Here is an 18,206-nt window from a genome sequence, read left to right as displayed (position 1 = left end):
AGAACCGTGACCTTCGGATTCGCACCGTCCGCAGACACCTCACCGTGGGCGGCGTCCTCGATGCCGGCCGGCTCCACCAGTCGTCTCGCCCGGATGCTGGAGCCCACCGAGTGGGCATCTGCTGGGATACCCCTGCTGCGCAACCCTCGCGAGGTGGTCAGCGGGCTCCACGCCCGCCACCGTCCCACCCCGGCGACCGCCGTCGTGGCCGTCCTCGACCACGAGGAACGGCTGAACGCCAGCGCCTCGTTCGTCAGGCGCGGTTCCGCGGCCGCGGACGGCTGGGAATTCCGCAACGCGCTCCTCTCCCACCTGCGCCGGGTCATCCCGCACGACCTGCGTCGCCGCACCCCGGCCCGTACAGCCGTCCTGCTCTACTGCCGCGAGGGCGACGAGCGCTGGACGGAGGAGGACGGAGCCTGGATGTGGGGGCTGCGGGACGCCTGCACCCTGCACGGGCTGCGCTGCGGGGCGTACATCACGCTGACCCGGGGCGGCTGGCAGGTGCTGGGCGAGGGCAGGGGAGGCCGGCAGCCGAGCTCCCTGTCCACGCCCGCCTCGCTCGCGGAGGCGTTCGCCCCCGCTCCGTCCCCACTCCGCACGGGCGGCCGGGCGGCCGAGGCGATGCTGCGCACCGCTGCCCGCTGAACCCGGCGACGGAGGAGGAGTCCGGCGGACCGGAATCCGGCCGCCCCGTGCGGGACGGCCGGCCCGGAACTCCCGAGCGAGCGGGATCCCGGTCGGATCAGACGCTCGCGCCGAGGGTGGAGTTGATCGCCTGCGGGTCGCCGCACACGATCAGCAGCGCGCCGGCCCGCTCCCGCGCGAGGGACAGCCGCTGGGCCGCGTCGCCGGCCAGGTCGCCGTTGACGGCGACGACCACGACCGGACGCCCGGCCGCGCGGCCGATCGCCGACAGGTCCGCGAAGAACACGTCGTCACGGGCATCGTGCTGCGCCCAGTAGGAGGCCTCGCCGAAGGTGAGTTCGTGCGTCGCCCACGGGTGCTGCTCACCCGTGGTGAGCACGAGGACGTCGCCCGGAGCACGGCCGTTGTCGAGCAGCAGGTCGACGGCCTCCTCGGCGGCGTCGAGCGCCCCGGCGACAGGGGCCGGGACCACCTGCAGCTGCGGCACGGAACGATTCTCCGTACGCGCGGACGGGGCGGGGGCGGGGTGGGGGCGCTGTGCCGGGGGCGCAGGCCGTGCGGGTCCCGGGTGTCCGGGACGCGGTGTGGCCGCGGAACGCGGACCAGGAACGGGACGGGGGGTCGACGCGGTGCGGCCGGCGGCCGGAATCACACGGGGACCCTGAGCGCTCTCGTGAATCTGAGGCTCCTCGGGGGTGAGAGGCATGGATGGTTGTCTATCAAACGCCGATACGCCTGGTGTCGGCGGGTGGGTGCGCAAGCGCGATCAGAAGTCGAAGCCGAGCTGGCCCCCGCTTTCGAGTGCTGCCGCCTCGGCGGAGAAGCGGACCTTCTTCAGGTGCTGCCACCGCGGCAGCGCGTCGAGGTACGACCAGGACATGCGGTGGTGGGGGGTGGGCCCCAGCTCCTCCAGCGCCGCCCGGTGCGTGGGCGAGGGGTACCCCGCGTTGGCCCCGAAGGCGAAGTCCTCGAACTCTCCGGATTCCGCGCCGAGTTCCGCCATCATCGTGTCGCGGTGCACCTTGGCGATGACCGAGGCGGCCGCGACCGCGATGCAGGACTGGTCCCCCTTGATGACGGTACGTACCCGCCACGGGCTTCCGAGGTAGTCGTGCTTGCCGTCGAGGATCACCGCGTCGGGGCGTACCGGCAGCTCGTCCAGCGCGCGGACGGCGGCGAGACGCAGCGCGGCCGTCATCCCGAGGTCGTCGATCTCTTCGGGAGAGGCGTGGCCGAGGCCGTAGGCGGTGACCCAGTCACGCAGGACGGGCGCCAGCTCGGCACGGCGCCGGGGCGTGATCAGCTTGGAGTCGGTGAGCCCTTCGGGGGGCCTGCGCAGGCCGGTGACCGCCGCGCAGACGGTGACGGGACCTGCCCACGCTCCGCGTCCGACTTCGTCGACACCGGCGACGGTCCGGGCACCGGTGGTGGCACGGAGCGAGCGCTCGACGGTGTGCGTGGGTGGTTCGTACGGCATGGCGCCAGACAGCGTACGCCGATGGCGGCGGTGGCGACACCCCGGGGGGACCGGGCATTCCGTGAACTGCCCGGCGGACGCGGTGTCCAGCGACCCGCACGGGCCTCCGTCCGGGACGCCGGGGCGTTCGCTCCGACCCGCGCAGCAGCCCGCCGGAGCCACCCGCCGCCCGCCGGAGCCACCCGCCGCCCGCCGCCCGCCACCCGCCACCCGCCACCCGCCACCCGCAGGAAGTATCCGCCGTCCGAGGGAGCCACCCGCCACCGTCGGCCGCACCGCCGGCGATGACGGCCGACGGCGGTCGGTTCCGGCGGGCAGCCGGCGGTCGGTTCCGGCGGGCCCTCGCGCCAGATGCCCGTGCGGGGCGCTTCCGTCAGTACGGGTCGTACGGGTCGTAGTCGCCGGGATCGGCGGGGTCGCGGCCGATGCGGTCACCGGTGTCGTTCAGCTCGACGCACGGGGACCCGGTCGAGGCCGCGGGGCGCTTGGCGAGGATGTCCCGCGCCTTCGCCTCGCTCCAGCTCGTGGCGTACCAGGGTGTGTCCGAATGCCGGAGCGTGCTCTGGATCTCCCGGAGCGCGCAGGCACGCATGGTCGCGTCGGGGATCCTGTCCAGGGCGGGCACCGCGTCGGCCGACAGATCCTGGAGGTAGGTGATGTCGATCGCCTTGCCCTCGCGGTAGCGCTGGACGTTCTGTTCGGCGATCAGCCGGTCGGGGGAGATCAGCCCGAAAGCCAGTACGCCCACCGCGGCGCTGACCGCAACCGCCCTCGGGAGATGCCGGGCGCCGAAGACGCCTGCCGCGATGATCAGCACCAGCACGACGCCGAGCCAGAGTTCGACCGCCGCCACCGAGATGCGCAGCCGGGTGAGGCCGAACGCGTCGACGTACAGGTCCATGCGTCGTAGCGCGGAGGCCACGACGACGAGGGTGAGAACGCAGAGGGTGCCGAGCACACCCTTGACGAGCAGGCGGTCCTTCGCCCCACCGCGCGGGGCGAGCCGCAGGGCCAGGGCGATGACCACCAGGGTAAGCAGAGTGGCCCACAGCAGCTGCCAGAAGCCCTCACGGGCGTACTCCGCGGGCTTCAGGCCGGTCTCCTCAAGGACCTTGTCGTAGCCGCCGAGCAGCACGACGAGCTGGAGCGCGATGAACGCGGCGAACAGCACGTCGAGCACGATGAGCGGAAGCGCCCACTCCACTCGCCCTCGCGCCCGGCCCGGCCGGATGGTGACCCCGTCCCAGCGCGTGGGGGCGGCGGCCGTGTGCGCCGCGGCGAGCGCGCCGGCCAGGCCCAGCGCGAGCAGGAAGACCCGGAAGGGCCCGTCGCCCAGCGAGACGTCCGGCAGGACGTCGCCGAGCAGGTCCGCGAAGGCCGCGTCGGCACTCGCGAAGAGCGTGCCGAACACCAGCAGAAGCACCACGGCGACGGCGGCCGTCCGGAGCACGGTGCCCCAGTGGGCCTGCGAGGCAGTGGCCCGCGCACGGACGCCGCGCAAGCCCCAGCCGACGCCCGGGACCACTCCGTCCAGCACCCCCAGCGAACCCGCGAACACGCCGAGCCAGCTCCGGCTGCCGTGCAGGGCGAGGGAGCCCAGGGCGACTGCGGACACCACGGCGAGGAAGGTGGGCCAGCCCGCGTCCAGCAACGCCGGGATCGCCAGCAGCGCCAGCCCCCCGGCCGCCCAGGTCAGCGTCCACGCACGCGCCCCGCGCCCGGCCCTGCGCGCCTCCAGCCACGCTCCGGCCGCGGCAGGCAGCGCCACGAGGAGGAGGTTGATCCCGAGACCGCTGCCGAGCAGCAGCGCACTGAGGATGCCTGTGGCGAGGACCGCCCACAGGGTCGCGCCCCCGATGGGCGGCGGAGCCGCGGGGCGGATCCGGGCGAACACCCCCGGTTGCGCGGGCCGGGACTGCCAGGGGTTGGCTGACGGGGCCGGAGACGCCTGGGACGCGGCCGGAGACGCCGGGACCGGACCCGATGCCGTGGACGCCGCACGCGGATGCGCGCTGCCGCCGGACTGCTTACCGGTTAGCGGGGCGGCCACCGGGGACCGGTGCACCCCGCCCGTCCCACCGGAGCCGGAGCCCCCGCCGTTCCCGGCGCCCTCAGAACCCACCGATCCTCCGGCACCTCCCGAACCGGCACCCGCGGATCCTCCGGGACCCCCGGGCCCCCCGGATCCTCCGCCCCCGGTCCCACCGGTTCCGCCGGTCCCACCGGTCTCGCTCGTCTCACCGGCCTCGCCGGGCGGCGACGACGCGTCCTGCGGGCCCGGTATCCCGGACGGCTGGTCGGACGTGGTCATGGGACCCCTCCCCCACGCGGGCCCGCCGTACGGCCGAGCGTCGGCGCGTCACCCGCTGTCTCGTTCCTCGCGCACCGGTGCAGATCACCGGGCGGCGCGTGGCCGAAACAGTAGCCGCGCGGGGCCCGCGCGCACCGGCCCCCGGATCCCTGTGGCAGGACCGTGACAGGAAGGACGGCATGGTCACGCTCCGCACCCGGACACCTCCGCTGGGCTCCCGTGCCCGCACGCGGCGAGCGCCCGGCCCACAGGGGCACGCCCAGCCCGGCATCCGGCCGACGCGGCTGTCAGCGGCGAGCCTCGGCGGGCACCCAGGAGGGCGGTTCCTCGGTCTGTGCCAGCCATGCGGCGGGCGGGGCGCCGGCCTGGCCCGCCGCGATGATTCCGCCGACGATGGCGCAGGTGGTGTCGACGTCGCCGCCCGCTTGGGCGGTCACCCAGAACGCCTCCTCGTACGAGCCGAGGGAGCGGGCCGCCGACCAGAGGGCGAAGGGGACGGTGTCCTGGGCGCTGGTGCGACGGCCGTTGCCGAGGACCGCGGCAACCGTCGTGGGGTCCTCGTAGTCGAGCATGTCCTTCGCCCGCCGCAGCCCGGCCACCACCGCGCTGCGCGGCAGCAGGGCGATCACTGTGTCGAGCAGCTCCTCCGGCGGGGGCGGTCCTCCGGGAGAGGCTGCGAGCGCCGCCGCGGCGGCCACGGCCATCGCCCCGGTGACGGCCTCACGGTGCTGGTGAGTGGTGTAGGAGGAGATCTCGGCCTGGTGGGTGGCCTGCTCGGGGTCGTCGGCGTACCAGGCGCCGAGCGGGGCGATGCGCATGGCGGAACCGTTGCCCCAGGACCCCTGGCCCTGGAACAGCCCGGCGGCGAGTTCCTGCCAGTCGCCGCCTTCGCGCACGAGCCGGAGCATCCGGTTCACCGCGGGGCCGTAGCCGCGGTCGAAGTCGTGGTGCTCGGCGAAGGAGTGGGCGAGCGCGTCCTGGTCGATGCGGCCGTGCTCGGCGAGCACCGCCACCACCGAGCAGGCCATCTCGGTGTCGTCGGTCCACTGCCAGGGCCCGGGCGGCAGCGTGCGGCCGCGCAGCAACGGGTAGTTCACGGGGACGAAGAACTGGGAGCCCAGCGCGTCCCCGACGGAGAGTCCGCGCAGGCTGGCGAGGGTGCGTTCGTAACGACGTTCGAAGGTTTCGGAGGAGTAAGAGATCATCTTCCTACCACTCTATTCACTAGTTCCATGACGGCCCAGAGGGAACGCTCTGCCGCTCTGCCGCTCTACCGCTGCTCTGCTGCTCTACCGCTGGTCTGCTGTTCTACCGCTGCTCTGCTGCTGCTCTGCGCTCTACCCAGTGATGCCGTACGGCTCCGGGGTCCGCCAGCGCGCGAACGGGTGGTCGAGGGTGTAGCGGTTGTCGGGTCCGAGCAGCAGCATCCGGGTCTCGCCGTTGCCCGGGTTGGACAACGACTCGAACTCGGCGACCGACCAGTGCAGCCAGCGCATGCAGAACAGTCTCATCGTGAGCCCGTGCGTCACGAGCAGCACGTTCGGCGGGTGGTCGGGGTCCTGGAAACTCCGATGCAGGCTCTCCAGGAAGGCGCCGACCCGGTCGTAGACGTCGGCTCCGGACTCGCCCTGGGCGAAGCGGTAGAAGAAGTGCCCGTAGGCGTCCCGGTACGCCTTCTGGAGCCGCACGTCGTCCCGGTCCTGCCAGTTTCCCCAGTCCTGCTCGCGCAGCCGGGGCTCCTCGCGCACCCGCACCCGGGTCAGGTCGAGCCCGAGCGCGCGGAAGGTCTCGTGGGTGCGGCGATAGGGGGAGACGTACACGCTCACCCGCTCCTCGCCGAACAGCTCACGCAGCCGGAAACCCGTCGCCTCCGCCTGCTGGAGCCCGGTGTGCGTCAGCCGCAGAGCATGGTCGGGCTCACGCTCGTACACCGTGTCGTCCACATTGCCCTCGGACTCTCCGTGCCGTACGAGGACGATGCGCTGCGGTCGTGCCATGGAACGACCCTACGGGCTGCGCACGCATACGCCTCGTTCGAACGGAAGAGCGGACCGCTCGACGCGCGACCGCACACAGCCGGGGCAGGCCCCAGATCGGACAGCCGGGCCGGGGCGGCGGACGTCATGACCGGCTCAGGCGACGGTCCAGGACGGCTCCAGCTGGACGACGTCCCCGTTCAGCGCCAGTACGTCCGTCTCCGTCTCGGCGCGCTCCGACAGCCGCTCGGCGCTCTGGATCCGGTACTTACCGCGCTCCGAGCTCGACTGCCACATGGACAGCACCAGGAACTCGTGGCCCGGCGCCTCGCCGAAGACCCCTCGCAGCATGCCCGGAGATCCCGCCATGGCCGGATTCCAGACGCGCTGCTGCATGAGGGCGAAATGCTCGACCCGGTCCTCGCGGACCTTGCTGTGGGCCACCCGGACGACATCGGCGTCGGTGAAATCCGGTTCAAAGCCCGTCTTCACGTCGAAGCGGTACTCGAACAGCTTGACCTGCGCCTCGCCGTACGCGCCTGGTCGCCCGACAGTCGCACCGTCGCCCGTCCGCGCCATGTAGGAGTCGTAGAAGACCCGGTTCTCCCAGAACGCGAAGACGTGGGCGACGTCCGGACGCCCCCGGCTCCACCCGCCGCCCTGCCCTCGGAACCCCGGCTCATCGAGCAGCCCCGCCCCCTGTCGCTGCCCCTGTTCGAACCCATGACGGTCCACCACGGCGCAACGCATCCACTTGACCAGCACCGCGCCATCGTACGGCTCCGGGCGTGGCGCGCGTCACTCTCCGGTGGAGAACGTCCGAACTCCGTCCACAACCCCGTGCGGGATACACAGAATGATCCCCATGACCGGGCTGCACGCCCATCCCTCTTCTCCCGCCTGTAATCCGCCCGGCGCACACTCCTCGCCGGGGCCGGCGGCGGTTTCGACATCTACGCCGACCTGCCGATCGCCCTGTCCCTCCAGCACCGGGGAAGGACGTCACGCCGGCCAATCCCACCTTCGGCTCGATCGGAAGCCTCCCCCTGGGCGACTGGCTCGCACCCGCCGTCGCGGCCGTGAGGGGGACCTTGCCTCCGTCGCCGCGCTCGCCGGGACCGACGTACCGGAGCGGGTGATCGTCTCCGTCGGCTTCGGGGTGGACGCGTACCACAGGGTCGGCCACGGGCTCGTGCTGGAGAACATCGTTCGCTCCGGAGCGCGACCGCGCCTACCTCGTGGCGTTCTCCCTGGCCCGTTCGACACACGAGGGCACGCTCCGTCTCGATACCGTCGCGCACGCGCAGGAGAGCACCCCCGACCACCCCGGCATCGCCAACGGGTCAACCGCCGCCGCGGTCCGTGGCTCGTTCGGGGACGTACGGTTCACCTCGCGCACCCGGGGCAGTGAACTGTTCATCAACCCCTGACGTCGCTCTGCTCCCCCTTCGAGTCGGAGGGGCGTGGCCCGCGACGGCCCCCATCTCGACCGCATCGAGGACACCCGTCTCCTGCGCCAGGTCAGCCGCCGGATCGAGCTGTTCCGCGAGGAGATCGTCCAGCGCGCGCCCCGCAGCGTCCCGTACTGAGAAACACCGAGCGCACCGAGCGCACCGAGAAACACCGAGCGCACCAAGAGCACCGCCGCACACCCTGAGCACGTGAGGCCGTCACCACACGGCCGCTTCACGCCACTTCGGGCCGGACCTGGCCCGATCCGGACGCCCGGCGCCAACGCGGTTGGATACGGGGAGAGTTATAGCCATCATCAGGTGATAGGACCGGATCGATGGCGCAGCGGCATGAAGGGAAGTCCGATGAGCACCCCCAACAGCACTCCCAACAAGGACATCGAGAAGGTCGAAGTACGGATCAAGTGGGACCCCAGCGAGCTCGGTGAACCGCCCAACGACCTGGACATCATCGCGGGCACGTACGTCGCCGACGCCCCGTTCGGAGACCCCGACTACCTCGTCCACTTCGACAGCCGCTCCCCCGACGGCACCATCACTCTCAACCGTGACAGCAGGAACGGCCAGGGGTTCGGTTACGACGAGGTGATGACCCTGGAACTCGGCCGGCTCGCGGAGCGGTACGTACGGGTCGTCGTCGGCGTGGCGATCCAGCAGCGCGACGGCCGCAAGACATTCGGGTCGGTACCCCACACCGGCGTACAGATCCGAGAGGGCTACACGGAGCTGGCCGAGGACGACTTCTCGCGCGTCGCCTCGGCGACCGCGGCGGTCGTGGCCGAGTTCACCCGCGACGGCTCGGGCCTCTGGGCCTTCCGCTCCGTGCTCCGGGGCTTCGACGGCGACCCGGGCACCTTCGCCGCCGAGATGGGCAAGGACGCAGGGCCCTCGGTGTGAAGGTGCAGAGAGCCCCGAAGGCTCCGAAGGCTCGGAGAGCCCCGGAGGCCCGGTAGAACCAGCGGGTCCGGACGTACGGCAGACCGAGCAGCGGCGCGAACAGCGGGCCGAACGCCCGGAATGCTCAGGGGTTGTCCCGAGCTCCCTGAGCCCGACGGAAACGCGCCGAGGGCGGTGGTCCCGGTCTCCCGGGTCCACCGCCCTCGGCGGTCATCCATCAACCGTCACTCGTGCGCGTGAGAGCGCGTGCGAGCGGCTGGGATCAGCTGCAACCGCTGGTCGAGCCGCAGCCCTCGCAGATGTAGCAGGAACCGGCGCGCTGCATCTTCGTCCCGCAGGAGAAGCAGAGCGGGGCGTCGGCGCTGATGCCGAGCTGCATCTCGACCAGTTCGGCCGAGGTGTGCGCGGTCCGCGGCGCCGGCTTCTCGGCAGCCTGCACCGGGGCGGCGACGGCCTTCAGCGGCTCCACGTGCAGCGGGGCGGACTGGGCCAGCGACTCGGTGTGCAGGTCCTCGTCCTCCTCGGCCGGCTCGTAGGAGCCGGTGTCGAGGTGACGCTGGCGCTCCTCGGCGGAGTGGATGCCGAGGGCCGAGCGGGTCTCGAAGGGCAGGAAGTCGAGCGCCAGGCGACGGAAGATGTAGTCGACGATCGACTGCGCCATCCGCACGTCCGGGTCGTCCGTCATGCCCGCCGGCTCGAAGCGCATGTTGGTGAACTTCGAGACGTACGTCTCCAGCGGGACGCCGTACTGCAGACCGACCGAGACGGCGATGGAGAAGGCGTCCATCATGCCCGCGAGGGTGGAGCCCTGCTTCGACATCTTCAGGAAGACCTCGCCGAGACCGTCGTCCGGGTAGGAGTTGGCGGTCATGTAACCCTCGGCGCCACCGACCGTGAAGGAGGTGGTGATGCCCGGACGGCCCTTGGGAAGACGCTTGCGGACCGGACGGTACTCGACGACCTTCTCGACCGCGGTGCGGATGGTCTCCTCGGCCTTGACGGTGACCGCCTCCTTCTCCTTCTCCTTGGTCTTGGCGGAGAGGGGCTGGCCGACCTTGCAGTTGTCGCGGTAGATGGCGAGCGCCTTGACGCCCATCTTCCACGCCTCGAAGTAGACCTCTTCGACGTCCTCGACCGTGGCCGTCTCCGGCAGGTTCACGGTCTTGGAGAGCGCGCCGGAGATCCACGGCTGGATGGCCGCCATCATCCGGACGTGGCCCATGGCCGAGATGGAACGCTCACCCATGGCGCAGTCGAAGACCTCGTAGTGCTCGGTCTTCAGGGCCGGGGCGTCGAGGACGTTCCCGTTCTCCGCGATGTGGGCGACGATCGCCTCGATCTGCTCCGGCTGGTAGCCGAGGCGGCGCAGCGCCTGCGGCACGGTGCCGTTGACGATCTGCATCGAGCCGCCGCCGACCAGCTTCTTGAACTTGACCAGCGCGAGGTCGGGCTCCAGGCCGGTGGTGTCGCAGGACATCGCCAGACCGATGGTGCCGGTCGGGGCGATGACGGACGCCTGGGCGTTACGGAATCCGTTCTTCGCGCCGAGGCGGATCACGTCCTGCCAGGCCTCCGTGGCGGCGGCCCAGATCGGCGAGTCCAGGTCGTCCACGTGGACGGCCTTGGTGTTGGCGTCGGCGTGCTGCTGCATGACGCGCTGGTGGGGCTCGGCGTTGCGGGCGTAGCCGTCGTACGGGCCGACGACCGCGGCGAGCTCGGCGGAGCGGCGGTAGGAGGTACCGGTCATCAGCGAGGTGATGGCGCCGGCGAGCGCGCGGCCGCCGTCGCTGTCGTACGCGTGGCCGGTCGCCATGAGGAGGGCGCCGAGGTTGGCGTAACCGATGCCGAGCTGGCGGAAGGCGCGGGTGTTCTCGCCGATCTTCTCCGTCGGGAAGTCCGCGAAGCAGATCGAGATGTCCATCGCCGTGATGACCAGCTCGACGACCTTGGCGAAGCGCTCGGACTCGAAGGACTGGTTGCCCTCGCCGTCGTCCTTGAGGAACTTCATGAGGTTCAGCGAGGCGAGGTTGCACGAGGTGTTGTCCAGGTGCATGTACTCGCTGCACGGGTTCGAGCCGTTGATGCGGCCGGACTCCGGGCAGGTGTGCCAGGCGTTGATGGTGTCGTCGTACTGGATGCCCGGGTCGGCGCAGGCCCAGGCCGCCTCGGCCATCTTGCGGAAGAGGGACTTCGCCTCGACCTCTTCGATGACCTCGCCGGTCATGCGGGCACGGAGACCGAACGTGCCGCCGGACTCCACGGCCTTCATGAACTCGTCGTTCACGCGGACCGAGTTGTTGGCGTTCTGGTACTGGACGGACGTGATGTCGTCGCCGCCCAGGTCCATGTCGAAGCCCGCGTCGCGCAGGGCGCGGATCTTCTCCTCCTCCTTCACCTTGGTCTCGATGAAGTTCTCGATGTCGGGGTGGTCGACGTCGAGGATGACCATCTTGGCCGCGCGGCGGGTGGCGCCACCGGACTTGATGGTTCCGGCGGAGGCGTCGGCACCGCGCATGAAGGAGACCGGGCCGGAGGCGTTGCCGCCGGAGGAGAGGAGCTCCTTGGAGGAGCGGATGCGGGACAGGTTCAGGCCTGCGCCGGAACCGCCCTTGAAGATCATTCCCTCTTCCTTGTACCAGTCGAGGATCGACTCCATGGAGTCGTCGACGGACAGGATGAAGCAGGCGGAGACCTGCTGGGGCTGGGGGGTGCCGACGTTGAACCAGACCGGGGAGTTGAAGCTGAAGATCTGGTGCAGGAGGGCGTACGCCAGCTCGTGCTCGAAGATCTCCGCGTCCTCGGGAGAGGAGAAGTAGCTGTGCTCCTCGCCCGCCTTGCGGTACGTCGTCACGATCCGGTCGATCAGCTGACGCAGACCGGTCTCGCGCTGCGGCGTACCGACAGCTCCGCGGAAGTACTTGCTGGTGACGATGTTGACCGCGTTCACCGACCAGAAGTCGGGGAACTCGACGCCACGCTGCTCGAAGTTGATCGAGCCGTCGCGCCAGTTGGTCATGACGACGTCACGGGACTCCCACGCCACCTCGTCGTACGGATGCACGCCGGGGGTGGTGTGGATGCGCTCGATACGCAGACCCTTGCTCGGCTTGGCTCCCTTGGTGCGGGAACTCCGTGCCGGGCCGCTCGCCGTCTCTGTCATGCCGCCTCCCATATGTGGGCAAAAACGCCCTGAAGTGCCCAGTTCTTCCCGGGGCACGGTGCTGTGTCTGGTGCTCCGGACGCCGCCCTCGGCGCCGGAAGCAGGTCTGTGGACCACCCTGTCGCCGACCGGCAGACCTCAGCCGGAGGGCGTGTACCACTCAGTGGGCGGGAACGGAGGGGGCGGGGACCTCAGGGGTCTCCCCGGCCTCTCCGGCGGGAAGCCGCCGTTCGCGCAGTTCCGCGATGGCGGCCTCGAAGTCTTCGAGCGAGTCGAACGCCCGGTACACGGACGCGAAGCGCAGGTACGCGACGAGGTCGAGTTCCCGCAGGGGGCCGAGTATGGCCAGCCCCACGTCGTGGGTCGTCAGCTCGGCGCTCCCGGTGGCGCGCACCGCCTCCTCGACCCGCTGGCCGAGCTTGGCGAGTGCGTCCTCGGTGACCGGCCGCCCCTGGCATGCCTTGCGGACGCCGGAGATGACCTTGGTGCGACTGAAGGGTTCGGTCACCCCGCTGCGCTTGACGACCATGAGCGAGCAGGTCTCCACCGTGGTGAACCGGCGGGAGCAGTCGGGGCACTGCCGGCGGCGCCGGATCGACGTGCCGTCGTCCGTCGTGCGACTGTCGACGACCCTGCTGTCGGGGTGCCTGCAGAAGGGGCAGTGCATGGTTCCCAAGCCTCCTTCACGGCACGAGTAATAAGCCTCACAGCGCCCTGCCGGGGCCCTTCGAAGCAGTCACCAGCATAGGGGATTCCCGGCGCCCGTTCGGACCGGGGACCACAACTTCTGGGTGACCGGAGACATCCAACCACTAGATCTAGGGTTTCACCCGGCTTGGGCCCCAGGCGTGTCGGACCGGCCCGGGGCACCCGGGCCGCGCACGGCCAAGGCACGAGGGTACGGGAAACGTCCGCGCTCCGGGACGCCGGGTGGCACCCCTCCGGCAGCTCCGCCGGGGCTCGGCGGGGCTGCCGGGGCGGCCCTCGCGCGCCGTTCCCGGGCGCGCCAAGGGAAGGCCCCCCGGAAGACCCCGCGGCCGCCGTGCGGAAAGTGCGGCGGTACCGTTATGAACCGAATTCGCGAGCCGCCCGCACTCGAGCGCATACACCCGGTCACAAAGGCCTGGCAGGCCTTTATTCGTTTTTCACTCGAACGTGTGTTTGGCGCAACCTTTCGAAAGCTACTACCGTTGTCCCAGCCAGGGAGAACATTTCGAGAGGGGCCGATGTGACCACCAGCGCCGACAGTGCCACGATCACTGCCCGGGACCACCGCTCTCCGAGCCGACCTGAGCCGGTGCATGCAATGAACGACTCTGTCACGAACCCGGACGGGCCGGAGCCCCCCAGGGCCGCACGCTCCTTGCCCGGGCGTCCCCCTGGCATCCGGGCCGACAGTTCGGGCCTCACCGACCGCCAGCGGCGGGTCATCGAGGTCATCCGCGACTCGGTGCAGCGCCGGGGGTACCCACCGTCGATGCGGGAGATCGGGCAGGCCGTCGGCCTGTCCAGCACATCGTCGGTGGCCCACCAGCTCATGGCCCTGGAGCGCAAGGGTTTCCTGCGCAGAGACCCGCACCGCCCGCGGGCGTACGAAGTCCGGGGCTCGGACCAGCCCATCTCGCAGCAGACGGACACGACCGGCAAGCCGGCCGCCTCGTACGTCCCCCTGGTCGGCCGGATCGCGGCCGGTGGTCCGATCCTCGCTGAGGAGTCGGTGGAGGACGTCTTCCCGCTCCCGCGCCAACTGGTCGGCGACGGCGAGCTGTTCGTACTGAAGGTCGTCGGCGATTCCATGATCGAAGCCGCTATCTGCGACGGCGACTGGGTCACTGTACGCCGCCAGCCGGTCGCCGAGAACGGCGACATCGTCGCCGCCATGCTGGAGGGCGAGGCCACGGTCAAGCGGTTCCGCCGCGAGGACGGCCATGTGTGGCTGCTCCCGCACAACGCCGCGTACCAGCCGATCCCCGGTGACGAGGCGACCATTCTCGGCAAGGTCGTGGCGGTGCTGCGGCGCGTCTGAGCCGCGGCGCGGCAACCCACCCCGGAAGACCCAGCCCTGGCGCACGGAGCCCCGGTGACCGGCCCCCGAAGACGTACGGGCCGCCCACCGGGGCTCCGTGCTGCGTGGCGGCCCTCCACCGGCCTGCGCCGGGACCCCGCGAGGCTCGGGCGCCCGGGCGGCCCGCGAGAGGCTCAGGTGCCCCGCGAGAAGCTCGGGCCCCCCGTGCGCGGAGCGGCTCGCGGTCCCGGCGCCGGGCTGTCAGCGCCCCTCGGCCTCGGCCGCCGCGTCGATCGCCGCCAGGGACCGCCGGGCCTGGTTGCGGTCGGTGGTGTACCAGAAGTCGGGCAGCGAGGCCCGCAGATAGCTGCCGTACCGGGCGTTGGCGAGACGGGGGTCCAGAACCGCCACGACCCCCTTGTCGCCGGTGGCCCGGACGAGCCGGCCCGCGCCCTGCGCCATCAGCAGCGCGGCGTGGGTGGCGGAGACCGCCATGAAGCCGTTCCCACCCGCCTGCTCGACCGCCTTCGCGCGGGCGCTCATCAGCGGGTCGTCCGGCCGGGGGAAGGGGATGCGGTCCATGACCACGAGCTGGCAGCTCGCGCCGGGTACGTCGACGCCCTGCCAGAGCGACAGGGTGCCGAAGAGGCAGGTCTCCGGGTCGGCCGCGAAGTTCTTGATCAGTTCGCCGAGGGTCTCCTCCCCCTGGAGCAGGATCGGCTTCTCCAGCCGCTCGCGCAGCACCTCCGCCGCCGCCTGCGCCGCGCGCATCGAGGAGAACAGCCCGAGCGTGCGCCCGCCCGCGGCCTCCATCAGTTCGGCCAGCTCGTCCAGCATGTCCGTGCGCGAACCCTCCCGGCCGGGGGTGGCCAGGTGGCGGGCGACGTACAGGATGCCCTGCTTCGGGTAGTCGAATGGGGAGCCGACGTCGAGCCCCTTCCACTGCGGGACGTCCTCGCCCGCGGTGCCCTCGGGAGCGAGGCCCAGCGAGGCACCGACGCCGTTGAAGTCCCCGCCCAGCTTCAGGGTGGCCGAGGTGAGCACCACCGAGCGTTCGGCGAAGAGCTTCTCGCGCAGCAGCCCGGAGACGGAGAGCGGGGCCACCCGCACGGACGCGCCGAACCGGTCGTGGCGTTCGTACCAGACGACGTCCCATTCGGAGTGCTGGGTGATCCGCTCGGCCACCGCGTGGACCGACTCCACCGAGGCCATCGCCTGCTTGCGCACCGCGTCCTCGTCCGTGACGGACTTGTCCCGGGTGGTGCCGAGCGCGGAGATCACCGTGCGGGCGGCGTCGCGCAGCGCCATCAGCGCGTAGTTGAGGTCCTCGGGGACCTCTTCGAGCCGGCCGGGCAGGGCCAGCTCCATGACCCGCTCGAACCCCTCGGACGCGGTCTGGAGCGCGTCGGCCGCCTTCTCGTTGACCAGTTTGGCGGCGCGGCGCACCGCGCGGCCGACCTGGCCGGGCGTGAGCTCGCCGGTCGCCACGCCGGTGACCCGCGAGACCAGTTCGTGCGCCTCGTCGACGATGAGCACCTCGTGCGACGGGAGCACGGGAGCGCCTTCGATGGCGTCGATGGCCAGCAGGGCGTGGTTGGTGACCACGACGTCGGCCAGCTTCGCCCGCTCACGGGCGGACTCCGCGAAGCACTCGGCGCCGTACGCGCACTTCGACGCGCCCAGGCACTCCCGGGAGGAGACGGAGACCTGGGCCCAGGCACGGTCCGAGACACCGGGAGTCAGGTCGTCGCGGTCGCCGGACTCGGTCTCGTCGGACCAGTCCCGCAGCCGGAGCAGGTCCTGGCCCAGCTTGCTGGACGGCGCCGCCGCCTCGAACTGGTCGAAGAGCCCCTCCTCCTCGTCCTGCGGCATGCCCTCGTGGAGGCGGTGCAGGCAGAGGTAGTTGGAGCGGCCCTTGAGCATCGCGTACTGGGGGCGGCGGCGCAGCAGCGGGTGCAGCGCCTCCACGGTGCGCGGCAGGTCCCGTTCCACGAGCTGGCGCTGGAGGGCGAGCGTGGCCGTCGCGACCACGACCCGCTCCCCGTGCGCCAGCGCGGGGACGAGATAGCCGAGGGACTTGCCCGTGCCCGTGCCGGCCTGGACGAGGAGGTGGGAGTTGTCGTCCACGGCCCCGGCGACGGCCTCGGCCATCGCGGCCTGGCCGGGCCGTTCCGTACCGCCGACGGCGGAGACGGCGGCGTGGAGGAGGTCGGTGAGGGATGGCTTCGTCATAGCCGCACCAGCCTACGGCGCGGCAGTGACAGCGGCGATCACTCCAGGACGGATCGGCGGATCGCTCCGGAGCTGATCCGGCGGATCACTCCTGGACGGATCCGGCGAGGTGCAGCGGATTGGGGACCAGGCCGTGGACGGCGGCGTGCGGGCGGTCCGGGCGGTCCCGGTAGCCGTCCACCAGGAGGCGGTTGCGGTTGAGACAGAGGCGCTCGATCTCCGGCGTCAGCATGTCGAACATCTCGAACCGGTCCTTGAGCTCGGGGAACCGGGCGTGGTGGCGCAGGACCTCGGCCCGGACGAGTGACCAGAATTCGCCCTCGGGAACTCCCAGCTGCTCCTCGCAGATCGGCGACAGATAGCGGAAGACGCCGACGAAGAGCCCGGAGTGGATGAACTGGGTGAGGAAGGACGGTTCCTCGGTCAGCAGGACGGCTCGCACGTCCGCAGGCATGGTGGCGTGCTCGGGCAGCGGGTGGCGGCTGATGTTGACGTCGTCGACGAAGTCCTTGATCGCGAGCCGCACGGGTACGTCCCGTTCGTCGAAGACCACGATGGTGTTCTCGCCGTGCGGCGAGAACACGGTCCCGTACCGGTAGAGGAAGTGCAGAAGCGGCGGGAGCAGGGCGGCGAAGAGGCGTACCAGCCAGTCGCGGGGGGCCAGCCCGGAGCGTTCGACCAGTTCGGCGGTGAAGGCGCGGCCGTCGGGGTCGGTGTGCAGGAGGGAGGCGAGGGTGCGGGCCCGCTCCCCCGCAGCCAGCCTCGGCGGCAGCGGCTCGCGCCAGATCGCGCCGAGGATCTCCTTGAACTGGTAGGGCACTTCGGGCAGCCGGTCGTAGAGCGGGTGCTCCACCGCCACGGAGGCGACCTCGCCGAGCAGGATCACCGCGCAGGTGTCGCGCAGGAAGGGGTCGGTGTCGCAGAGGCCCTGCACCCAGCCGGTGACGGCGGGGGCGGCGAGGGTGCGCTCGGTCGGCAGGCCACGCCAGACGAGGGTGTTGAAGATCGACAGCGGGAGTTTCACCGTGAAGCGCTCGGGGCGTGCCACGTTGGCGAAGGTCCGGATGGACTGCTGCGGCAGCCGCAGGTCGGCGTCGTCGTGCAGGGGCACGATGTCGTCCGCGGCGATGGCGGGGGCGTAGAGCGGCACGATCCACTCGTCCCACTGCCAGGGGTGGACCGGCAGGTACACGTACGCGCGCGGGTCGAGCCCGCGGTCGGTGAGCCGGACCGCGAAGGCGTCCCGTACGGAGGCGTCGAGCTCGCGGGCGTACAGCCGGTCGGGGGTGGCGAGCGCGGGTACGCCGCGGTAGCCGGCGATCCGGGTGCTGACGGCGATCCACGGGAGGGTGGTGGCGGCGCGCGCCTCCGGGGTGAAACGGGCGGTGTCGCAGGCGGAGAACCCGAGGCGGCCCTTGTTGGCGACGAGCCAGGGGTGGCCGGTCTGGTGGCCTTCGAGTTCGGCGTAGCCGAGTTCGGCGAGTTCGGCCGCGCCGAGGGCGGTGTGCGCGAGGCGTGCGTCGGAGGCCAGGGTGCTGGTGAGCTCGCGCACGAGGTGTCCGAGGGTGGCGCCGTCCAGGCCGAGGAGGCCGCTGGCGCGGGTGAGGAAGAGCAGCGGATCGCGGAACGGCAGTCCTTGCGGCGGGCCGTCCGCATCCCCGTCGCCGCCCTCCGGCCGGGGTGTCTCCCGGACCGAGGCGGGGTCGACCCGCCAGCTGCCGTACACCCCGCGGCGGGCCCGGAAGGCGAGGGTGGCGCCGTCGTCGAGGAGCAGGGCGTACGGCTCGCCGGTGCCGTCCGTGGTGACCGGCGGCTGCTGCGGGAGCGGTCTGAGGATCTCCTCGTACGCGAACTCGCCGAGCATCTTCGCGAGCAGCTGGGCCGCGACCCGGTCCCAGACGGCTCTGTTCAGTTCCGGGCGGTCCGGGAGCTGCTGGCGCCCCACCGGTTCAGGGCTCACGGGATATTTCTGCACGGGGACTCCTCGGGACGGAACCGATGGGGTTCGAGCGGTGTGCGTGCTTCGGT

General features: G+C 71.4%; 15 protein-coding genes. 5 read left to right on the top strand and 10 right to left on the bottom strand.

Features of this window, described 5'->3' with window-relative positions:
* Positions 1–6 precede the first annotated feature (6 nt).
* A complete protein-coding gene (locus ACWCSV_RS22780; protein ID WP_451144971.1) occupies positions 7–648 on the top strand; it encodes a hypothetical protein in 642 nt (213 codons plus the stop codon).
* Positions 649–745: 97 nt separating this feature from the next.
* On the opposite strand, the gene ACWCSV_RS22775 is transcribed toward ACWCSV_RS22780, so the two are convergent.
* The 6 genes from ACWCSV_RS22775 to ACWCSV_RS22750 all read right to left on the bottom strand — a co-directional run bounded on the left by ACWCSV_RS22775 (position 746) and on the right by ACWCSV_RS22750 (position 7,177).
* Positions 746–1,354 carry a hypothetical protein gene (locus ACWCSV_RS22775; RefSeq protein WP_451144969.1) on the bottom strand — a complete coding sequence of 203 codons (609 nt, stop codon included), beginning with the start codon at positions 1,352–1,354 and terminating at the stop codon, positions 746–748.
* A gap of 60 nt (positions 1,355–1,414) precedes the next feature.
* The gene (locus ACWCSV_RS22770; protein WP_451144967.1) at positions 1,415–2,125 is read right to left on the bottom strand and encodes a ribonuclease HII; all 711 of its coding nucleotides are present in this window, start codon (positions 2,123–2,125) and stop codon (positions 1,415–1,417) included.
* A 373-nt stretch (positions 2,126–2,498) separates the two neighbouring features.
* Entirely contained in the window at positions 2,499–4,436 is a 1,938-nt protein-coding gene (locus ACWCSV_RS22765; protein WP_451144965.1) for a DUF4153 domain-containing protein, read from the bottom strand.
* 287 nt (positions 4,437–4,723) lie between these two features.
* On the bottom strand, positions 4,724–5,641 hold the full coding sequence (locus tag ACWCSV_RS22760) for an ADP-ribosylglycohydrolase family protein (RefSeq protein WP_451144963.1): 918 nt from the start codon (positions 5,639–5,641) through the stop codon (positions 4,724–4,726).
* 132 nt (positions 5,642–5,773) lie between these two features.
* Entirely contained in the window at positions 5,774–6,433 is a 660-nt protein-coding gene (locus ACWCSV_RS22755) for a histidine phosphatase family protein (protein ID WP_451144961.1), read from the bottom strand.
* Positions 6,434–6,568: 135 nt separating this feature from the next.
* Entirely contained in the window at positions 6,569–7,177 is a 609-nt protein-coding gene (locus ACWCSV_RS22750; RefSeq protein ID WP_451144959.1) for a DUF4937 domain-containing protein, read from the bottom strand.
* A 473-nt stretch (positions 7,178–7,650) separates the two neighbouring features.
* Between ACWCSV_RS22750 and ACWCSV_RS22745 the strand changes: the two genes are divergently transcribed.
* The 3 genes from ACWCSV_RS22745 (at position 7,651) to ACWCSV_RS22735 (ending at position 8,781) form a co-directional block, all read left to right on the top strand.
* Positions 7,651–7,842: a hypothetical protein gene (locus ACWCSV_RS22745; protein WP_451144957.1), complete on the top strand. Its 192-nt coding sequence runs from the start codon at positions 7,651–7,653 to the stop codon at positions 7,840–7,842.
* 33 nt (positions 7,843–7,875) lie between these two features.
* On the top strand, positions 7,876–8,001 hold the full coding sequence (locus tag ACWCSV_RS22740; RefSeq protein WP_451144955.1) for a hypothetical protein: 126 nt from the start codon (positions 7,876–7,878) through the stop codon (positions 7,999–8,001).
* 228 nt (positions 8,002–8,229) lie between these two features.
* A complete protein-coding gene (locus tag ACWCSV_RS22735; RefSeq protein ID WP_451144953.1) occupies positions 8,230–8,781 on the top strand; it encodes a TerD family protein in 552 nt (183 codons plus the stop codon).
* Positions 8,782–9,043: 262 nt separating this feature from the next.
* Here ACWCSV_RS22735 and ACWCSV_RS22730 read toward each other — a convergent pair whose 3' ends face one another.
* Both ACWCSV_RS22730 and nrdR read right to left on the bottom strand, forming a co-directional pair.
* A complete protein-coding gene (locus tag ACWCSV_RS22730) occupies positions 9,044–11,941 on the bottom strand; it encodes a vitamin B12-dependent ribonucleotide reductase (RefSeq protein WP_451144951.1) in 2,898 nt (965 codons plus the stop codon).
* 160 nt (positions 11,942–12,101) lie between these two features.
* A complete protein-coding gene (gene nrdR / locus ACWCSV_RS22725) occupies positions 12,102–12,608 on the bottom strand; it encodes a transcriptional regulator NrdR (RefSeq protein ID WP_451144949.1) in 507 nt (168 codons plus the stop codon).
* A gap of 561 nt (positions 12,609–13,169) precedes the next feature.
* Here nrdR and lexA point away from each other — a divergent pair.
* Entirely contained in the window at positions 13,170–13,967 is a 798-nt protein-coding gene (gene lexA, locus ACWCSV_RS22720; protein ID WP_386888532.1) for a transcriptional repressor LexA, read from the top strand.
* Between the two features lie 240 nt (positions 13,968–14,207).
* Here lexA and ACWCSV_RS22715 read toward each other — a convergent pair whose 3' ends face one another.
* Together ACWCSV_RS22715 and ACWCSV_RS22710 are read right to left on the bottom strand one after the other, a co-directional pair.
* Positions 14,208–16,178, bottom strand: coding sequence for an ATP-dependent DNA helicase (locus ACWCSV_RS22715; protein ID WP_451144947.1), 1,971 nt, complete (start codon positions 16,176–16,178; stop codon positions 14,208–14,210).
* 85 nt (positions 16,179–16,263) lie between these two features.
* Positions 16,264–18,153 carry an IucA/IucC family protein gene (locus tag ACWCSV_RS22710; RefSeq protein WP_451144945.1) on the bottom strand — a complete coding sequence of 630 codons (1,890 nt, stop codon included), beginning with the start codon at positions 18,151–18,153 and terminating at the stop codon, positions 16,264–16,266.
* Between the last annotated feature and the right edge of the window lie 53 nt (positions 18,154–18,206).

The organism is Streptomyces sp. NPDC001770, from assembly GCF_053596135.1.
Note: the sequence above shows the minus strand (reverse complement) of the source record. Positions and strands in the feature narration are given on the sequence as shown.